This window comes from Faecalibacterium sp. I4-1-79 (assembly GCF_023347235.1).
In the GTDB taxonomy this organism is placed as follows: domain Bacteria; phylum Bacillota; class Clostridia; order Oscillospirales; family Ruminococcaceae; genus Faecalibacterium; species Faecalibacterium tardum.
Window position 1 is genome coordinate 1,934,890 of record NZ_CP094467.1, and the last position, 15,396, is coordinate 1,950,285.

Here is a 15,396-nt window from a genome sequence, read left to right on the forward strand (position 1 = left end):
TTAAAAACCTCCTCAGCAGCGGAAATAATCCAGCTTCTTTTCAGCCCAGTTGAACAGCAGGGTGAGCGCGCCTACGAACACAAGGAAGAACAGCGCCGTGGAGAACAGCGGCCAGATCAGACCCTTTGCGCTGTACTCCTTGGCCATCATGATGATCTCCTTGTTGGCGATGGCATTCGCCAGTGAGGTATCCTTGACAAGGGTGATGATCTCGTTGCCCATGGGCGGCAGAATGCGCTTGACCACCTGCAAAAGGGTGACCTTGAAAAAGATCTGCGTGCGGGTCATGCCCAGCACCTGCCCGGCTTCGGTCTGGCCTTTGGGCACAGCCTCGATGCCGCCGCGGTAGATCTCGGAAAAATAGCAGGCGTAGTTGATGGCAAAGGCCACCACCGCCGCCACCATGCGCCCGCCGGAGCCGGAGGGCCACGGGTTATTCATGCCCAGCAGACCGGGGCCAAGATAAATGACGATGATCTGCAGCATCAGCGGCGTACCGCGGATGACCCAGACAAAGGTCTTTACCGCACCGGACAGCAGCCTGCACCGGCTCATGGAACCAAAGGCCACCACCAGCCCCAGCGGCAGCGCAAACAGCAGCGTAAGGGCAAACAGCTCACAGTTGAGCAGGAATGCGCCGGAAAGGCGCCCAAGGATCACAGACACAAAAACACACCCATCTATCGTTTTGTTTTACGCCCGGCTCAGTCGGCCAGCGCCAGCTCGTACTTCTCGGCCAGTGCCTGCATGGTGCCGTCGGCCTTTAACGCGTCAAAGGCGGCATCCACTGCGGCGGCGGCATCGCTGCCCTTGCGGAAAGCCACGCCGTACTCCTCGGCGTTCAGCTCGTCCACGATCTTCAGACCGGCGTAGTCGGTGCCTTCCCCGATCATGGCGTTGGCAAGGGTCAGATCCAGCACAGCGGCGTCTGCCGTACCGGCAGCCACTTCCATCAGGCAGTCGGTCTGCACGCTCTTGGAAACATAATCGGCCTTGGCAAGGTTTTCATCACCCTGAATGGCGGCTTCACCGGCAGAACCAGCCTCGGCCACCACGGTTTTACCGGCAAGGTCGGCGGTGGAGGTGTAGGCGGTGCCCTCCTTTACCACCACGACCTGTGCATTCTTGGCGTAGGCCTTGGTGGTAGCGGTGTTGGCCATGATATCCTCGGTCAGGGTCATGCCGTTCCAGATGCAGTCGATGCTCTTGGCGTCCAGCTCCACCACCTTGGTGTCCCAGTTGATCTCCACAAACTCCGGCTCCACGCCCAACTTTGCGCACACAGCAGTGGCAAGCTCGGTATCAAAGCCGGTAAAGTTGCCGTCGGCATCGGTGTAGTTCATGGGCTCGTACACGGTGTAGCCGATGACCATTTTGCCCTTGCCCTTGATGTAGTCCAGATCGCTGCCCGTTGCGGCAGAAGCCGAACCGGCTGCACTGCCGGAAGCAGATGCCGCCGCAGAGGTGGATGCACTGCCGCCGCAGGCTGCAAGGCTCAGTGCCAGAGCACCGGCCAGAAATGCACTTGCAATACGCTTGAGTTTCATATCTTTTTCCTCCCATAGGGGACGTTCTGCGTCCCGCTTCCCTCTCGATTTACCATTTTACCATGCTAAAGCGGTAAACTGTGGTTATAGAATAGCGCGTTTGCCACCTTTTTGCAAGAGGAAACCTTTATTTTTTGCACAATGCACTGCTTTGCCCCGCCCGTAAGCCCGCTTTTTGTGGGAAAGTGTGCATACCCCTTCCGGCTTTGCGCCTGAGAGGACAGTTGCAAATACCCCTTCCGTCTGCTCACTGCGTTCGCAGCCACCTTCCCCAAGGGGACGGCTTTTCGCGGTAGCGAGAAACTTTGCGGTACCTCCATAAGGCGTCCCCTTGAGGAAAGACTTCCCCCGGCCGGGGGAAGATGTCACCGCAGGTGACAAAAGGGGGAATCTGGCGCGTTAGCGTCTGAGGGGGTATCCATAAAAAATCCCCCCGCACTTTTTGTGCAGAGGGACATCCTGTTTTATGATTATTGCTCCGCCATGGCCTTCAGCACCGCCTTTTGCAGGTCGGTGACTGAGATGGTGCACAGCGCCTTCAGGTCGGCGTCTGTGCCGTCTGTGGAAAGTTTGCCGATCTCCACGGCATTTTTGCCCTTCAGGTAGCTACACCAGCCTGCGCTGTGCTCGTACCACTCCTTGCCTAGGGCGCTTGCACTGCGCATCCCGTAACGGTCACCCAGTTCGTTTTTGGTGTAGACCGGCTCACGCGGGGCAGATACCGTGCCGTCCGCGCTGACGGTCAGCTCCGGCTCGGTCATATCCCCGATGGCGCTGGTCACCCGGGCATTCTCGTCCATGGTCACCACTGCCAGCGTGATTTTAGCCTGCACCTGTGCGTCCTTGTCATCGGTGCCCACAAGCCCCTGCGGCATTTCGTCCACCTCTACGCCCAGCCTGACCGTATCACCCCGGGCAGCGCCCAGCACCTGCGCATTCTCGCAGGCGCGGACGATGGCATCCCGGTAGCGGTCCACCGCAATAGTGCAGCCGGAGAGAAGGTCTGCGTCCGTGGGCTTGCCGTCCGCATCCGTTTTCAGTTTTTTTACCTCGTCCGGGGTCTTGCCCTCAAGCCAGTCACCAAAGGCATCGGCCTGCTCTGCCCAGCCTTTTTTCAGGCCGGACACCTCTGCCAGCGGGTAGTCCTTGCCCTTCTGGCGCTTGGTGCGGGTGTCGGTGGGGGTGGTCACCTTTCCGGTGCCATCCGCACTGACCGAAAGCTCCAGTTCGTCCAACGTCACCTCGGCCAGCTTGCCGTCCGCATCCAGCAGCACGGCAGCCGCCACGGTGCGGATATTGCCCGCACGGTCTGTACCTGTCGCTTCGGTCAGAACGCCCAGTCCGGTGCGCCACGCCGCGCTTTGCGCCGCGCTACCGCCCGCAGAGGTGCTGCCGCTCATAGAGCCGGAGCTGCTGCCGGAGCTTCCCCCGCCGCAGCCGGTCAATGCCAGTGCTGCCGCCAGCGTGCAGCACAAAAACCAACGCGATGCCTGTTTCATATCGTCACATACGCTCCCTTTCCGTGCCTGCATTGCTAACGCAGGCTTTGGAGCTAGTGTACCCCGCCGCGCGGGATTTTATGAGCAGATGCTCACATTAAAGGACTGAGCAACCGCAGCACGCTGTCCAGTACCGTACCGGCCAGCCCGGTGCGGCAGTCCGCGCACTGCACCTCCCGGCACTGGGGCAGGGTGCGGCGCACATCGTCCCGCAAAGCCAGCACCTGACTGTTTTGCAGCAGCAGCACCCCGCACTCGAAGTGTAGGAACATACTGCGGTAATCCATATTGATGCTACCCACCACCGCCGCGCGGTCATCGCTGACGCAGCACTTGGCGTGGAGGAAACCCGGGGTGTACTCGTAGATGCGCACCCCCGCCCGCAGCAGGGGCAGATAGTACGAGCGGCTCAGCCGGAACACCAGCTTTTTGTCCGGGATGCCCGGCAGCACCAGCCGCACATCCACCCCGCGCTTGGCGGCGTTGCGCAGCGCGTCCAGCATTTCCTCGCCGATGGCGAGATAAGGCGTATAAAAATAAACGTATTGCTGTGATTGTGCCAGAATATCCAGATAGACCGTTTCTGCCACCGGCTCTTCGTCCAGCGGGCTGTCCGCGTAGGGCTGCACCACCCCATCGCTGGCGGGCAGCACCGCAAGCTGCGGACGGAAGGCGCTGTAATCCTGCTCAAAGGGACGGAAGGCGTTCCAGAAATCCAGAAACATCACGGTAAAGTTCCACGCCGCAGCGCCCTCGATACGCAAGCCCGCATCCTTCCAGTAGCCGAAGCGGGTGATCTCATTGATATATTCATCCGCCAGATTGATGCCGCCGGTGTAGGCCACCTTACCGTCTATCACCACGATCTTGCGGTGGTCGCGGTGGTTCATCACCAACGAGAGCAGCGGCACCACCGGGTTAAAGGGGATGCAGCGGATATGCGCCCGCTCCATGCGCACCACAAAGTCCTTGGGCAGACCCAGCAGGCTGCCGAAGTCGTCGTAGATCAGCCGCACGTCCACCCCTTGTGCCGCTTTGCGCCGCAGAATATCCTCCACGCCCTGCCACATCCTGCCCTGACTGACGATGAAAAACTCCAGAAAGATGCTCTTTTCTGCCTTTTCAAGGTCGGCCAGCAGTGCCGGATACATGGCTTCGCCGCAGGAGAAATACCGGGCGGTAGTGTTCTGCCATGCGGGATAGCAGCCGTATTGGGTCAGATAGCGGCTCACGCCCCGGTTTTCATCGTACAGTCCGGCAGTCTGCCCGGGCTGCTGGGCGCGATCTGCCCGGTGCGCCTGCTCCACCGCCTGCATTTTACTGCGCAGACGGCGGGAGGGGCGCTTGTTGCCAAAGGCCAGATACAGTGCCCCGCCCAGCAGCGGCAGCAGCCCGATGAGGGCGATCCAGCCCACCTTATAGGCGCTGTTTTCGTCCTTGCGCACCAGATACAGAATGATGAGCAGGCTCAGTCCGTTGAGCACCCCTGTGACCCACACCCGCGCCGTACCGGTGGTGAGGGCAAAAAACACCCACGCCAGCCATGCAAGCTGCAGCGCTACCAGCACCACCGTGACCGTGATGCGGTTGAGGATGCGGTTGAAAAACTTGACGATCGGCAACCGGAACAACATACCATCTCCCCTTCCCGTGTTTCCTTACCTCTATAATACAGGTAAGTATAACGCGGTTTTTCACCCTTTGCAAGTTTTTGGTGTCGGGTGCACCGGAATTATTCCGCATAAAAAATTCACCGGAGCGTCCGCAGATGCCCCGGTGAATCGAAATCACAGTATCATATTTTCCGTTCAAACGGTGGGTGCTTCGTTATCCTCGTAGCCCACCATCAGGCCGCCGTACTCCGCATAGTAGCTGCACAGCGCGCCGCAGGTGCCCACCTCCACCTTGGCCTCCGGGAACACGGCATGGACCATGTGCTTCAGCCGCTCCGCAGCGGCAGCGTTGCAGCAGTGGTCGATATGCACCCGGCCATTGGTCAGGCCGTGCGCCTTCATTTCCAGCACTATGCGCTCCAGTGCGCCGTGCTCACCGCGGGTCTTGCACAGAACCTCCAGATCACCGGCATCGCTGGCCTGCCCGATGACCCGGATGCCCAGCATCCGCGCCACAGCAGCCACAGCGGGCTTCACGCGGCCATTGCGGGCAAGGTTTGCCAGAGATTCCAGCGCAAACAGCAGATGAGTGTGCTCATGGTACGCCCGGATCTCCTCACATACGGTATCAAAGGGCTTGTCGGCCTTGATCAGCGCCGCCAGACGCTCCACCAGCAGCCGGGACTCCGCACCGGTGGACAGGCTGTCCAGCACAAAGACCCGCGCGCCCTCGTGGCTCTGCTCGTATTCCTCGCCCGCCAGCAGCGCGGCGTTGTAAGCGCCGGACAGCGTGCCGGTAATGGTTACAACATACACCTCGTCTGCGCCCTCGTAGGCGGTGAGCCAGTCCGAGATGTTGGGGCAGGAGGTGCTGGTGCGGCCCTTATAGGTGCGCATCATCTGAGCCAGCGCGGGGGCGTCCACTTCTGCGGTATCCACATACTCCTGCTCGTCGGTCAGGATCTTCAGCGGCACACAGGCAAACCCTACATCGGGGAGCTCGTACACATTTGCAGAGGAATCTACAACGATTTTGCTTTTCATATTTTTCTCCATTTTCAAGCGGCGCACGCCGCAGTCATTCCTTTGTCCGTGACCATCATAGCAGTTTTTCAAAAACCTGTCAACTGTTTTTTCAAATTCTTTTACAAAGTTTTCGCAGGCCGTTGACCAATTTTCCAAAATGCGGTATACTATTTCACAGGCAGAAGTGCTTTTGCGGAAAGCAATTGCCCTGCCTTTGCACAAAACAATGTTCCTGCTTGCAAAAAGTGCAGGAGCACGAACGGAACAAGATACTATGAAAGCTGAAACCAAACTCCGCGTTGCGGCATGTGCTGCGGGCTTTGCCCTGCCCCGGTACAACGATCTCCCCTCGGTAGGGCTGTATCTGGACCAGACGGTGCAGTTCGTCAACGGCTACTTCCGCAGCTTCTGCGGCGTGGAGCTGACCCCGTCTATGGTGAGTAACTACGTCAAAAAAGGGGTGATAGACCACCCCATCCGCAAGAAATACACCCGAGATCAGATCGCATCCCTGATGTACATTGCAGTTTCCAAGACCGTGCTCTCGATCGAAAACATCGACACTTTGTTCAAAATGCAGCGGGAGCACTGCTCCGCCGGGACAGCCTACGATATCTTCTGCGAGGAACTGGAGGCCAGTCTTTCTGTGGTGTTCGGCGGCAAGGCAACCCAGCCGGAGACTACGCTCAACGACGAGCGTCTGCTGCTGCGCAGCACCATTTTTGCAGCGGTCAACAAAATATATCTGGACTGCTGCTTTGATGCCTTGCGGCAGGAGCAGGCACTGTGGTCGGACATCTTGCCGGATCTGGCATAACCGTACAGCACGAAATAGCAGATATAGCAAAAACCACCCGAAAACTTACGTTTTCAGGTGGCTTTTTTCTGGTGGACGGACTGCAACGCCGGACGAACGCGTGCTTGAAAATATCGCTGCATAGCGTCACTATTGTGCTTTCTATTTTACCGAAACGCATCCCATCACTAAATCATTTTGCAGATGCAGGAACAAATTCAATTTTAACCTTCATTCCCATCCCGGCAGCAAGCCGCTGCAAGGTACGAAGAGATGGGTTTGCATTGCCGCGTTCCAGTTTGCTGATGTCGGTCTGTGCAATACCCGTGCGCTCCGAAAGTTGCTTCTGGGTCAAACCGCTTTCTTTGCGGGCCTTGAGCATGGCTTCAATCACAGAAAATTCCGGGTCAAGTGCGTCCCATTCGGCCTTGAATTCAGGGTCTTTCATCTGCTCATTCAAAAAATCGTTGAAGTTTGTCATTTGGAATTCTCCTTTCGGGCAAGATAATCTGCGCGATATTGTTTTGCCAGTGTGATCTCTGAAGCAGGTGTTTTCTGGGTCTTTTTGATAAATCCATTTGTGAGGATCACCTTTTTACCAACCACGAAGAAATACAGCACGCGGGTAATATCCGACCCAAACTTGGTACGAATTTCAAAAATCCCATCATCCAGTGCTTTGGAATACGGTTCCCTTAAAAATGGTCCCTCCTCACGGAGCAACGCAACGGTACGCAAAACTTTGGCTTGCATTTTCTTATCCAGACTTAGGATAAACTCTTTGGCTGGCTCGGAGCCATCGGCTTTATCGTAGAATTCAATTTCATATTCCTGCACGGCTGCACTCCCTTTGAATAGTGGATTTATCTCATATACAGTATAGCGGATATATCCTCTATTGTCAAGACCATCTCTTTACATCTTATCTCCTTTATGGGATAATAATGGCATTTTAGACTATAAAGGAGAATATTATGACCTACTCTGCCGATTTTCGGAATAAGGTTGTCCAGCTATACAACAGTGGCACAAGTACCGCTGATCTCTGTGCCCAGTTCCATATTTCTCGCAGTATCTTATACCAATGGAGCGAAGAAGCAAAAGTTTCAAACATTTCTAAACGCGATCTTGCAACGCTTCAACGCCATGTTGCAACCTTGGAAAATGAAAATTCCATCTATCAAAAATCTCTAGCTGCTCTTGATTTGTCCATAGACAACAAGGTGCAAATTATTGATGCCTTAAAGTCAGAATACAGCTTCTACACACTTTGCCGTTTGCTGAATCTTTCAAAATCCACTTACATAAATAGACAGAAAAGTGCACTGATTGAAAAGCAACTAGATGTAGAAGATACACTTTTGAAAGAAAAAATCACTATCATCTTCCAGAAAAGCGATTACCGTTTCGGTGCAAAAAAGATTCGCGCAAAATTGATGGAGCAAGGCTATACTGTTAGCACAAAACGTATTGTGCGGCTCATGAAAGAGCACGGATTAAAACGTAAACAAGCACTTCCAGAGAATGCTACTTTTCAGCGGCACTATACTTATCGTCCCAATCTCGTAAAGCAAAATTTTACCGTTGAAAAGCCAAACAGCATTTGGGTCAGTGACATCACCTATGTTAAGGTAAACACTTCTATCGCATATATCTGTGTTATCATCGACCTATTTTCTCGAAAAGTCGTTTCACACGCCGTTGCCGAATTCGCCGATGCAGAACTCACGATCCACACATTCAAATTGGCCTATCAAAATCGGAACCATCCGCAAGGGTTAACATTTCATAGTGACCAAGGCGCGCAGTATACCGCATTCAGCTTTCGTCAACTACTTCTTGACTTTAATGTACACCAATCCTTTTCCGATATAGGCAATCCACTTGATAATGCTGTGGCGGAATCTTTCTTTGCTTCGCTTAAAAAAGAACAGTTCAAATTTCATTTTTATGAAACTGTCTCCGAATTAGAGGAAAATCTATCAGAATATATTGATTTTTATAACGATTACCGACCGCATGAATGTCTTAAGCAGCAAACCCCAAATCAATTTGAAGAATCATATCAGCAACAAAAATAAAGGCGAGAGTATCCGATACTGTCCGAAAATAACAGTACCAAATACCCTCGCCCTTTCAGTTGGTGGAGGCGATGGGAGTCGAACCCATGTCCGAAAAGAGCTCAGTGTAGGTATCTCCGGGTGCAGGCGATCTACAACATTCCCGCCGCGCCACGCCGATCGTCAGGCTAGCGCTTTGGTAGCTTCATGAGTTCCTGCCGGTCCGCAAAGCTTAGGTCCGTTCAGGTGCTGTGTCTAAAGGACGCCCCGACCCCACACGACACAAGAGTGGGCGGAACGCGCAGCACTCAGGCTGCGAGCAACTGATAATTATTGTTGTCAGTTAATTTTTTTGGAGGAGTTATAGAGCAGTTCCCCCACTGCTACCCGCTGCCCAGACCTCGCTCCCCCCGTCGAAACCTTTACGCCCCCTTATAAAGCACATCTTGCGATGTGCGGAAAGCTTGGTTTTCTGCGGTGAGCCGCAGTCTGCAATTGGAATGCTTAATAGTACTTGCCGTTGGACTTCACAGCCCGGTCAATGGAGCGCTTTGCATCGCGCTGGGCGGCATCGGCACGCTTGTCGTATAGCTTTTTGCCCTTGCACAAGCCCACTTCCATTTTTACGCGGCCATGCTTAAAATAAAGCGAGAGCGGCACCAGCGTATAGCCCTGCAGCTTGCACTGCTGGTGCAGACGCCGGATCTCACTTTTGTGCGCCAGAAGCCGCCGGACACGCATGGGATCCTGATTGAACAGGTTACCGTGGTCGTAGGGGCTGATGTGCATTCCCTTTACCAGCAGCTCGCCATTTTCAATATCTACCCAGCTGTCCTTCAGATTGACCCCGCCGGCCCGCAGGCTTTTCACCTCAGTGCCTTTGAGCTCCACACCGGTCTCCAGCGCTTCCAGAACAAAATACTCGTGGCGCGCTTCGCGGTTGGTGGCGATGCTCTTGGTCGCCGGGCGCTCCTTTGTGGGTGCCATGCTGCGCGCCTCCTTTCTCCGTTCCGTTTGTTGTTTCAGTATACCATTTTTTTGCGGTAATGCAAGGGCTGTTTCTGACAGAATTGTAAATTTTTACGAGTTTACAGCTCTCCCCGGCCGGAAAGTGCCCGGTACAGGGTGGTCTCGTCGGCATATTCCAAGCTGGCGCCCACCGGCAGACCGGAGGCAAGCCGGGTGACCCGGATGCCCAGCGGCTTGATGAGCTTTGCCAGATACATGGCGGTGGCTTCGCCCTCCACGGTGGGGTTCATGGCCATGATGACCTCCTTCACCGTATCGCCCTTCAGCCGCGCCAGCAGCTCCTTGACGGTCAGCTGCTCTGCACCCACACCGGCCAGCGGATCCAGCAGGCCGTGCAGCACATGGTACAGGCCGTTATACTCCCGGGTGCGCTCAAAGGCCTGCACGTCCCGGGGCTTTTCCACCACGCAGATCACTGAGGTGTCCCGCTTGGCGCTGGCGCACACCGGGCACAGGTCAGCGTCCGTGTAGTTCTGGCAGATGCGGCACCGATGCAGCCGGGTGTGTGCACCACGGATGGCATCGGCCAGCGCCGCAGCATCCTTATCCGACATACTCAGCACCTGATAGGCCATGCGGGTAGCACCCTTGCGGCCCACGCCCTGAAACTTGCCGAACTCCTCGATCAGCTTTTCCAGCGGTGCGGCAGTGTAATCCATGGTATCTCCCCTTCCCGGCTCAGAGACCCGGAATGTTCAGGCCGCCGGTCAGCTTGCCCATCTCGGCTTCGGCAGTCTCGTCCACCTGCTTTACAGTGGCGTTGATGGCAGCAGCCACCATGTCTTCCAGCATCTCGATATCATCCGGGTCCACGGCCTCGGGCTTGATGGTGATAGACAGCACCTCATGCTTGCCGTTCATCTTCACGGTCACCATCTCACCGGCGGCGCTGCCGGTGTACTCAGCGGCTTCCAACTCGGCCTGCTTGCTCTTCATGTCCTCCTGCATCTTCTGAGCCTGACGCATCAGGGCGTTCATATCGGGGCGGCCGTAGCCTGCGGGCATTCTTGCTTTCATAGTGGTATTCTCCTTTATTATAAACAATTTTTATCGCTTTTTGCGGGCGGTATCCTCAATGCTGACCTCCAGCCCGAGCTTTTCCAGCGCTAAAAGGGACTGCTCCGCATTGGAAGCGGTCTTTTCGGCAGCCTTGGGCTCGTAGGGGCCGATGGGCACCGGCACACCGGATACCTCGGCGATCAGCTTTTTGATCAGTTTCTGGCTGTCCTTGTTCACCCGGATAAAATCCCGGAAGGTCTTGCCGCCGTCGATCAGCACGCGGGTGCCGTCAAAGTAAGCCTTGGACTTGCGCAGATACATATACAGCATGGGGTCGATGCCTTCCAGCTTCTGCACGACCTGTCCCCAGTACGGAAAGGGGTTCGTGCCCTGCTGCGCCACGCTGCGAGGCTTGGTCAGCACGGGGTCGGCGGGGTGCTCCTGTGCCGGGGCAGGCGGCTTCTCTGCTGCGGGAACCGGCTGCGCAGGTTCTGCAGGGGCGGTCTGCTCCGGCTCGTCCGGCGGCGGTGCCTGCGGGGCGGGCTCGTCCCACGGCAGAGCGGCTTCGCTCTGCTGCACCGGCGGTTCCTCCGGCACAGGCGGCAGTTCGTCCACAGGTGCGGGCGGGGCTTCCGGCGCGGCGGGTTGCGGAGGTATTTCCTGCACGACAGGAGCAGGCTCTGCCGCAACTGCCGGGGTCTGGGGTGCGGCTGCCGGTGCGGGCTGCGCCGGGGCGCTTACAAAGGGCTGCACCGCCGCCGCAAAGGGGCGGGGCGCTTCCGGCTGTGCCGCGCGGGCGGGGGCTGCCTGCACCGTTACCGCCTGCAACTGCTGCGGCGGCTCGGACAGGCTGAACAATGCCAGCTCCAGTTCAATGCGCTGGTCGCTGCCGCGGGTCATGTGCTCCAGCGCCGTGCCAAGGGTGCGGATGGCGCGGATGGCCTCCCGCTGGCCCAGCTCCGGGCCTTTTTGCAGGTACAGCGCCTCTTCCTCCGGCGAAACGCCGGACAGCAGCGCCTGCCCGCCGGGCAGCGCCGCCAGCATCAGGGCACGGTAGTGGGCGATCAGCTCCTCGGTCAGGCGCTTCACGTCCACCGACTGCTGCCGCAGCTGCGCCAGCTGTGCCAGCGCCGCGGCAGCGTCCTGTGCTTCCAGCGCGTCCGAGATGTGGAACAGGTAGCTGCGGTCGGTCACGCCAGCCATACGGCGCACCACGTCCGCATCGATCTTTGCCGTGACACCGGCGCAGGTGTCCAGAATGGACAGCGCATCGCGCAGCGCACCATCTGCCAGACGGGCGATCAGCTCCGCGCCATCGGAGGTCAGCTCCAGCTTTTCCTCCCCGGCGATATACTCCACCCGCCGTGCGATATCCTCCGGCCCGATGCGGGTAAAATCGTACCGCTGGCAGCGGGAGAGGATGGTGGCGGGCACTTTCTGGATCTCGGTGGTCGCCAGAATAAAAATGACGTGTGCGGGGGGCTCTTCCAGTGTTTTCAGCAGCGCATTGAAAGCCGCTGTGGACAGCATGTGCACCTCGTCGATGATATACACCTTATACTGGCAGGCGCTGGGGGTGTAGGCAGTCTCGTCCCGCAGGTCGCGGATATCGTCCACACCGTTGTTGGAGGCTGCGTCCATCTCCACCACGTCCAGCAGACTGCCGTTGTCGATGCCCTTGCAGATCTCGCATTTCCCGCAGGGGTCGCCACCCTCCGGGTGCAGACAGTTGACCGCCTTGGCAAAAATTTTGGCGCAGGTGGTCTTGCCGGTGCCGCGCACGCCGGTAAACAGATACGCATGGCCTACGCGCCCTGCGGTGATCTGGTTTTTCAGGGCAGTCACGATGGCACGCTGACCCACCACATCCTCAAACCGCTGGGGTCTCCATTTGCGGTAAAGTGCACGATACACGGCGATGTCTCCCCTTTCCCGGCCTTTGCGGCAAAAATAAAAGGACAGCGCTCGACGGGGTTTTGTCCCCGCCTTGCGTAACTCGGCATACGGATGCAGGCTTACTGAAACGCACGAACGCACTGCTTAAGGCTGCTTGGTTCCCCACCTGACCTGGTTCACAGCGAGCCCATCGTACAGGACCCGCATCCGTATGCCGAACCACGCAGCAGGCGCTGTCCGACACATCCTTGTGGATGCTAAGATATTGTACCATAAACCCCGCCGGATTGCAAGAGGGGCAAAACAAAAAGGAGAAGCCCGAAGGCTTCTCCTTTTTGTGCTAAAACTGTTTAGGACTGGCAAGCGGTGATCAGGCTCATCTTGTACACCTCGTCTGCGTTGCAGCCGCGGGACAGGTCGTTGATGGGTGCGTTCAGACCCTGCAGAATGGGGCCGTAGGCAGCGTAGCCGCCCAGACGCTGTGCGATCTTATAGCCGATGTTGCCGGCCTCGATGCAGGGGAAGATGAAGGTGTTGGCCTGACCAGCCACCTTGCTGCCCTTGCACTTGACCTGTGCCACCTCGGGAGCAACGGCTGCGTCAAACTGCAGCTCGCCGTCCACAGCCAGCTCGGGATCCATCTCCTGTGCCTTGATGGTAGCGTCGTGGCTCAGTGCCACGGTGCCGCCCTTGCCGGAGCCCTTGGTGGAGAAGCTCAGCACGGCCACCTTCGGGTCGATGCCGAACAGCTTTGCGGTGCGGGCAGTCTCCACAGCCACCTCTGCCAGCTTGGAAGCAGCAGAGATCTTGACCTCGCCGGTAGCCTTATCGACGGTATCGGTGTAATCAATGTTGACAGCGCAGTCGCCCATAGCAATGCGCTTCAGACCCTCTTCGCCGCAGTCGCGGTCCAGAATAAAGCAGGAGCTCACCAGATGTGCGCCCTTCTTGGTCTTGACCAGCTGCAGAGCGGGACGGATGGTGTCGGCGGTGGAGTAGGTAGCGCCGCCCAGCAGGCAGTCTGCCTTGCCCATCTTCACCAGCATGGTGCCGAAGTAGTTGGACTTCTTCAGCAGTGCGGTGCACTCCTCTGCGGACTGCTTGCCCTTGCGCAGCTCCACCATGGTGCTGACCATCTCATCGAAACCGGCGTAGTTCTCCGGGTCGATGATCTCGGCAGCGGAAATATCAAAGTTACCGGCGGCGGCAGCAGCCTTGCACTCTGCCTCGTTGCCCACCATAACAACCTTCAGCACGCCCTCGGCCAGCAGCTTGCTTGCGGCCTCCAGAATGCGGGGGTCATTGCCCTCGGTGAACACGATCGTCTTGGGATTTGCCTTCAGCTGTGCTACCAGCGGTGCAAACATATCAGCCATTGTGATTACCTCCGAAAATGCTTTCCAAAATTTGCTCCCGTGTCTGTTGGACACAAGGATGCCTTTCTTCTTTATTCTAGCACAGACGGCAAAAAGTTCAAGACAAAATTGTGTTTTTGTGCTATATTTTAGGGGAGAAACCGCCATTTGATTTGTGAATAAAATATCATACTGGTTTTAAGGGATATTTTCCTCTGCAAATATAAAAAAGAACCCGTGTCATTCACAGGCTCTATGGGCAGATGCTCCATCATGCAGTTTTCTTTACGAGGATGCTGTTCTCATACAGCTCGTGGGGCGCAACGTCCTGTCCCTCCGGCCATTCGATACCCACGCCGCCGGGCAGCAGCTGCACCGCATTGAAATAGCTTTCGTCTTTCAGCTGTCCGTACCACGGACCCGTTGCATAGGGCGCAACATCAAAGAGCTTCACCTCACCCGTTTCATAGAACAGGCGAAGCTTCAAGGGGCTTATGGTCTCCACCTTGGTCAATTTTGGCTGCAACATAAGATCACTCCTTATTTCAAAGGGTCAATACGGAAGAACTGCTCACCATTGCTCAACAGCTTCCAATTCGCTTCCAGATCATCGTGGTGTATTACCACTCACGCTTCCAGCAGCTTCAGCTTGTTTTTCGGAAAGCCGCCTTCCAAGATCGTCCCATCCAGCGTCATCACGATCTCTTCCCCGGAATATTCCGCATGGATATGCGGCATATTGTGTTTTCCACCCTGCTCTCGGTACATTCTGACGATGATGCCATAAAATATGCTTAATACCGGCATTTTACCCACACCCTTCTTCAAGCTCATTTTATCATACGCAGGTGTTTTTTTCAAGAAACCAAGATAATCTCTTTTGGGTATTTGCCGTGCTCTTGAATCTGTGTTATAGTTTACAATGTTGTAATTTGCAAATAAACCGCCAATCTGATTTTAAAGGAGATGTTCTCCATGGATATGGATACTTTAAAGGCCGAATGCCTTGCCTGTACCCGATGCGAGCTGTGCACCACCCGGACGAACGTAGTGTTCGGGCAGGGCGCGCCGGACGCCGAGGTGCTGTTTGTGGGCGAGGGTCCCGGCCAGAGCGAGGACGAGCAGGGTCTGCCCTTTGTGGGGCGCAGCGGCCAGCTGCTGGACAAATACCTGTTTGCCATCGACCTTGACCGCAGCAAAAACTGCTATATTGCCAACATCGTCAAGTGCCGCCCGCCCCAGAACCGTGACCCGCTGCCCGCCGAGAGCGAAGCCTGTATGCCGTGGCTGCGGGAGCAGTTCCGGCTGCTGCAGCCCAAGATCGTGGTCTGCCTTGGGCGCATTGCCGCCCAGCGGATGATCCGGCAGGATTTTTCTGTTACCCGGGAGCACGGGCAGATCATAAATAAGGGCGGCATTTTGTTCATGGGCACCTTCCACCCCGCCGCCCTGCTGCGCCAGCCCCAGAACAAGCCCGAAGCCTTTGCGGATTTTACCGTGCTGCGGGACACCATTGCCGCCGTGTGCGAGCATACCTATCATAAATAAGGACAGGAACCAACCGCACCGCTTTTGC

General features: G+C 56.6%; 17 protein-coding genes and 2 other RNA genes. 3 read left to right on the forward strand and 16 right to left on the reverse strand.

Annotated elements, in window-relative coordinates; genetic code table 11:
• Window positions 1-12: 12 nt before the first annotated feature.
• The 5 genes from MTP36_RS09615 to MTP36_RS09635 form a co-directional block, all read right to left on the reverse strand.
• The gene (locus tag MTP36_RS09615) at window positions 13-660 is read right to left on the reverse strand and encodes an amino acid ABC transporter permease (RefSeq protein WP_249254420.1); all 648 of its coding nucleotides are present in this window, start codon (window positions 658-660) and stop codon (window positions 13-15) included.
• Window positions 661-704: 44 nt separating this feature from the next.
• Window positions 705-1,547, reverse strand: a complete 843-nt coding sequence (locus MTP36_RS09620; RefSeq protein ID WP_249248766.1) for a transporter substrate-binding domain-containing protein — start codon at window positions 1,545-1,547, stop codon at window positions 705-707.
• Window positions 1,548-2,017: 470 nt separating this feature from the next.
• Window positions 2,018-3,046 (reverse strand): hypothetical protein, encoded by a 1,029-nt coding sequence (locus tag MTP36_RS09625; RefSeq protein WP_249248776.1) that lies wholly within the window; start codon window positions 3,044-3,046, stop codon window positions 2,018-2,020.
• A 92-nt stretch (window positions 3,047-3,138) separates the two neighbouring features.
• Window positions 3,139-4,680: a cardiolipin synthase gene (gene cls / locus MTP36_RS09630; protein WP_249248778.1), complete on the reverse strand. Its 1,542-nt coding sequence runs from the start codon at window positions 4,678-4,680 to the stop codon at window positions 3,139-3,141.
• A gap of 174 nt (window positions 4,681-4,854) precedes the next feature.
• A complete protein-coding gene (locus MTP36_RS09635) occupies window positions 4,855-5,703 on the reverse strand; it encodes a DegV family protein (RefSeq protein WP_249248779.1) in 849 nt (282 codons plus the stop codon).
• A 256-nt stretch (window positions 5,704-5,959) separates the two neighbouring features.
• On the opposite strand from MTP36_RS09635, the gene MTP36_RS09640 reads away from it, so the two are divergent.
• Complete coding sequence (locus MTP36_RS09640; protein ID WP_249248781.1) at window positions 5,960-6,502, forward strand: DUF1836 domain-containing protein; 543 nt, start codon at window positions 5,960-5,962, stop codon at window positions 6,500-6,502.
• Window positions 6,503-6,674: 172 nt separating this feature from the next.
• Here the strand turns inward: MTP36_RS09640 and MTP36_RS09645 are convergent, their stop codons facing one another.
• Both MTP36_RS09645 and MTP36_RS09650 read right to left on the reverse strand, forming a co-directional pair.
• Window positions 6,675-6,962 carry a helix-turn-helix domain-containing protein gene (locus tag MTP36_RS09645; RefSeq protein WP_097770331.1) on the reverse strand — a complete coding sequence of 96 codons (288 nt, stop codon included), beginning with the start codon at window positions 6,960-6,962 and terminating at the stop codon, window positions 6,675-6,677.
• The gene (locus MTP36_RS09650; RefSeq protein WP_217210267.1) at window positions 6,959-7,318 is read right to left on the reverse strand and encodes a type II toxin-antitoxin system RelE/ParE family toxin; all 360 of its coding nucleotides are present in this window, start codon (window positions 7,316-7,318) and stop codon (window positions 6,959-6,961) included. The genes MTP36_RS09645 and MTP36_RS09650 overlap by 4 nt, the downstream gene beginning before the upstream one ends.
• Before the next feature lie 137 nt (window positions 7,319-7,455).
• On the opposite strand from MTP36_RS09650, the gene MTP36_RS09655 reads away from it, so the two are divergent.
• A complete protein-coding gene (locus MTP36_RS09655; protein ID WP_249248783.1) occupies window positions 7,456-8,562 on the forward strand; it encodes an IS3 family transposase in 1,107 nt (368 codons plus the stop codon).
• Window positions 8,563-8,622: 60 nt separating this feature from the next.
• Here the strand turns inward: MTP36_RS09655 and ssrA are convergent.
• From ssrA to MTP36_RS09700, 9 genes are all read right to left on the reverse strand, one after another.
• Window positions 8,623-8,973, reverse strand: a transfer-messenger RNA (tmRNA) gene (gene ssrA / locus MTP36_RS09660).
• Between the two features lie 72 nt (window positions 8,974-9,045).
• A complete protein-coding gene (gene smpB, locus MTP36_RS09665) occupies window positions 9,046-9,528 on the reverse strand; it encodes an SsrA-binding protein SmpB (RefSeq protein WP_005926732.1) in 483 nt (160 codons plus the stop codon).
• A 101-nt stretch (window positions 9,529-9,629) separates the two neighbouring features.
• The gene (gene recR / locus MTP36_RS09670; protein ID WP_249248795.1) at window positions 9,630-10,229 is read right to left on the reverse strand and encodes a recombination mediator RecR; all 600 of its coding nucleotides are present in this window, start codon (window positions 10,227-10,229) and stop codon (window positions 9,630-9,632) included.
• A gap of 19 nt (window positions 10,230-10,248) precedes the next feature.
• Window positions 10,249-10,587, reverse strand: coding sequence for a YbaB/EbfC family nucleoid-associated protein (locus MTP36_RS09675; RefSeq protein WP_015538350.1), 339 nt, complete (start codon window positions 10,585-10,587; stop codon window positions 10,249-10,251).
• 30 nt (window positions 10,588-10,617) lie between these two features.
• Window positions 10,618-12,483 carry a DNA polymerase III subunit gamma/tau gene (gene dnaX / locus MTP36_RS09680; RefSeq protein WP_249248800.1) on the reverse strand — a complete coding sequence of 622 codons (1,866 nt, stop codon included), beginning with the start codon at window positions 12,481-12,483 and terminating at the stop codon, window positions 10,618-10,620.
• Between the two features lie 90 nt (window positions 12,484-12,573).
• Window positions 12,574-12,672, reverse strand: an RNA gene (gene ffs, locus MTP36_RS09685) — signal recognition particle sRNA small type.
• A gap of 143 nt (window positions 12,673-12,815) precedes the next feature.
• On the reverse strand, window positions 12,816-13,841 hold the full coding sequence (pta, locus tag MTP36_RS09690) for a phosphate acetyltransferase (RefSeq protein WP_055184761.1): 1,026 nt from the start codon (window positions 13,839-13,841) through the stop codon (window positions 12,816-12,818).
• Between the two features lie 250 nt (window positions 13,842-14,091).
• A complete protein-coding gene (locus MTP36_RS09695) occupies window positions 14,092-14,349 on the reverse strand; it encodes a DUF2442 domain-containing protein (protein ID WP_055184763.1) in 258 nt (85 codons plus the stop codon).
• A gap of 98 nt (window positions 14,350-14,447) precedes the next feature.
• Entirely contained in the window at window positions 14,448-14,654 is a 207-nt protein-coding gene (locus MTP36_RS09700; protein ID WP_249248809.1) for a DUF4160 domain-containing protein, read from the reverse strand.
• 141 nt (window positions 14,655-14,795) lie between these two features.
• Between MTP36_RS09700 and MTP36_RS09705 the strand changes: the two genes are divergently transcribed.
• Complete coding sequence (locus tag MTP36_RS09705) at window positions 14,796-15,368, forward strand: uracil-DNA glycosylase (RefSeq protein ID WP_249248817.1); 573 nt, start codon at window positions 14,796-14,798, stop codon at window positions 15,366-15,368.
• Window positions 15,369-15,396 lie beyond the last annotated feature (28 nt).